This is a genomic window from Streptomyces sp. FH025 (assembly GCF_017427025.1).
Lineage (GTDB): Bacteria > Actinomycetota > Actinomycetes > Streptomycetales > Streptomycetaceae > Kitasatospora.
This window is the reverse complement of sequence record NZ_JAFLNG010000791.1, coordinates 1-3,206: the sequence shown is the minus strand read 5'-3', so window position 1 is coordinate 3,206 and position 3,206 is coordinate 1. Positions and strand designations below refer to the sequence as shown.

2 protein-coding genes are annotated in these 3,206 nt (G+C 73.8%); both read left to right on the top strand.

Annotated elements, in window-relative coordinates; translation table 11 throughout:
• The first annotated feature begins 176 nt into the window (after window positions 1-176).
• The gene (locus J0670_RS33905) at window positions 177-1,937 is read left to right on the top strand and encodes a DUF885 domain-containing protein (protein WP_207816162.1); all 1,761 of its coding nucleotides are present in this window, start codon (window positions 177-179) and stop codon (window positions 1,935-1,937) included.
• A 142-nt stretch (window positions 1,938-2,079) separates the two neighbouring features.
• A complete protein-coding gene (locus tag J0670_RS33900) occupies window positions 2,080-2,982 on the top strand; it encodes a carbohydrate kinase family protein (protein WP_207816160.1) in 903 nt (300 codons plus the stop codon).
• The last annotated feature ends 224 nt before the right edge of the window (window positions 2,983-3,206 follow it).

Below are 3,206 nucleotides of genomic sequence, written 5' to 3'. Positions count from 1 at the left end.
GGGGCCTGTCGCGCACGGATCCCTCCGAACGGGTGTTTGCCGCGCGCAGGGGCCGGCCGACGCCTCCGCTGGGGTCGGAGGACGCCTCCGCCCGGGCCGGTTGACGCCCTGTCGGATCCGGTCGGCGGAGTGCGGCCGAGGCTTGCAATCGGTCCCGGCAACGCGATGATGTCCGAATGGCTGAAGAACTGATCACCTCAGGCGGCGACACCCCCCGCCGCATCGCCGACGAGTACGTCCGCGACCTGGCCGAGCTCGACCCGCTGACCGCGGTGTACCTGGGCCTCAACGCCGAGGACGACCGGCTTCCCGACTTCTCCCCGGCCGGCGCCGAGGCAATCGCCGACCTCGCCCGCCGCACCCTCGCGCGGCTGGACGCGGCCGAGGCGGCCGGCGCCGCCGAGGACGAGGCCGAGCGCCGTTGCGCCCGACTGCTGCGCGAGCGGCTGACCGCCGAACTCGCCGTGCACGACGCGGGGGAGAACTTCCGCGCGGTGCGCAACCTGGGCTCCCCGGTGCACAACCTGCGGGAGACCTTCACCCTGATGGCCACCGGCACCGAGGACGAGTGGCGGTTGGTCGGCCGCCGCCTGGCCCGCGTCCCGCTCGCGCTGGAGCAGTACCGGCAGACCCTGACCGAGGGCATCGAGCGCGGCCTGCTCTCCGGCCCGCGCCAGGTGGAGACGGTCGTCGGGCAGTTCGGCGAGTGGCTCGAAGGAGGGGGCGAGGAAGAGGAGGGTGCGCCGCGTAGCGGCTCGGATGAGGGTGGTGGTGGGCGACGGGCGGGCTGGTTCGGGCAGTTCGTCCAGGCCGCGCCGGAGGCCGTGCGCGCCGAGCTGTCCGGGCACGCGGTGGCCGCCGCCGAGGCGCTGGCCGCGCTGCGCGACTGGCTGCGCGACGTGTACGGCCCGGCCGTAGCCGACACCCCGGACACCACCGGCCGGGAGCGCTACGGCCGTTGGGTGCGCTACTGGACCGGCGCCGACCTGGACCTGGACGAGGCGTACGCCTGGGCCTGGAGCGAGTTCCACGACCTGCTCGCGCAGATGGAGGCCGAGGCAGGGAAGGTCCTCCCGGACGCCGACCCGCTGACGGCGATGAACTGGCTGGAGACCGACGGCCCGGCCATCGAGGGCGCCGAAGCCGCCCGGGAGTACCTCCAGGGCCTGATGGACCGGGCGGTCCGCGACCTCCAGGGCACCCACTTCGACCTGGCCGAGCCGGTCACCCGGGTCGAGTCGAAGATCGCCCCGGCGGGCAGCGCGGCCGCGCCGTACTACACCGCGCCCTCGCTCGACTTCAGCCGCCCCGGGCGGACCTGGCTGCCGCTGCTGGGCCGGGACCGCTTCCCGGTCTGGGACCTGGTCTCGACCTGGTACCACGAGGGCGTGCCGGGCCACCACCTCCAGCTCGCGCAGTGGAACTACGTCGCCGACCGGCTCTCCACCTACCAGGTGAGCCTCGGCGGGGTGAGCGCCAACCTGGAGGGCTGGGCGCTGTACGCCGAGCGCCTGATGGACGAGCTCGGCTACCTCACCGACCCGGGCCACCGGCTGGGCTACCTCAACGCCCAGATGATGCGGGCGCTGCGGGTCATCGTCGACATCGGCATGCACGTCGGCCTGGACTTCCCGGCCGACTCCCCGTACAAGCCGGGCGAGCCGGTGAGCCCGGAGCACGCCCGGGAGTTCTTCGGACTGTACTGCGGCCTGTCCGCGGACTTCCTGGACAGCGAGCTGGTCCGCTACCTGGGCCTGCCCGGCCAGGCGATCGGCTACAAGCTCGGCGAGCGCGCCTGGCTGAGCGGCCGGGCGGCGGCGCGGGCCGCGCACGAGGCGCGCGGCGAGGAGTTCGACCTCAAGGCCTGGCACATGGCGGCGCTCTCGCAGGGCTCGCTGGGGCTGGACGACCTGGTCGCGGAGCTGTCGGCGCTCTGAGCGCGGTGCGAGGCGGGGCTCCGGGCTCGGTCGTGAGTCCGGGGCCACCCCCTCCGCGCGCTGAAAACTTGCAGCAAGGTCTTGCAGTCAACCTCCGGCGCCTGCTTGACTCCTGGCCACCGTCCGGGATCAAGGAGGCGCCATGCTGCCGGAGTTCGACGTGCTCGTGGTGGGCGGAGTGGGTGTGGACACCGTCGTCCGGGTCGACCGGCTGGAAGTCCCGCCCGGCGACTCGCGGTTCGTCGAGCCGGTGCGCGACTACGTCGGCCACACCGGCAACGGCGTCGCCCTCGGCGCCCACCACCTCGGCCTGCGCACCGCCCTGCTGGACTTCCTCGGCGAGGACCAGCAGGGCGAACTGGTGCGCGCCGCCTACCACCGCCACGGCGTGCACTTCGCGCACCTGGTGAGCCCGTACGGCACCCCGCGCGGCGTCAACCTGGTGGACCGGGCCGGCCGGCGGTTCTCCTTCTTCGACGGCCGCCACCCCGCCGACCTGCGGCTGCCGCGCGAGTTCTACCTCCCGTACGTCGAGCGCAGCCGGCACGTCCACCTCTCCATCACCGGCGTCAACCGCGACATGTACGCCGACCTGCGCCGGCTCGGCCGCACCAGCTCCACCGACCTGCACGACTGGGACGGCGCCGACCCACACCACCGCGACTACGCGCTCGGCTCCGACCTGGTGTTCCTCTCGACGGCCGGATGCCGGGGCCGGCACGAGGAGTTGATGCGCGCGATCCTCGCCGAGGGCCGGGCCTCCGTGGTCACCGCCACCGCGGGCGCCGAGGGCTGCTACCTGCTCGCCCGCGAGGACGGCGTGCTGCGCCACCTGCCCGCCGTCGACCCGGGCCGCCCGGTGGTGGACACCAACGGCGCCGGGGACGCCTTCGTCGCCGGCTTCCTGTACGCCTGGTTCCGGGGCCGCACGCCGCTGGACTGCGCCCGGGTAGGCTCGGCCGCCGGGGCCTTCGCCTGCACCACCGCCGGGACGCACACCGCGTTCATCACGGCGGCCGAGCTGGACGGCCTCCCACCGCGGTGACGGATTTCTCATCGAGCTCCAAGCCTGCGGTAACGCCCTTTCCAGGCAAGGGCGTCATAGTCGGTGACCGAAAAGCCGTCCCGACCACGGCAGGGGAGACAGCCATGGGTCAGCATCGCCGCCAGAAGTCGCGCCGCCGCCGGCTGCTGGCCCCGTCGCTGTTCACCGTGCTGTCCGCGGTCGTGGTGGCCGTGGCGGTGAGCGGCACGCACGGGCTGGACATG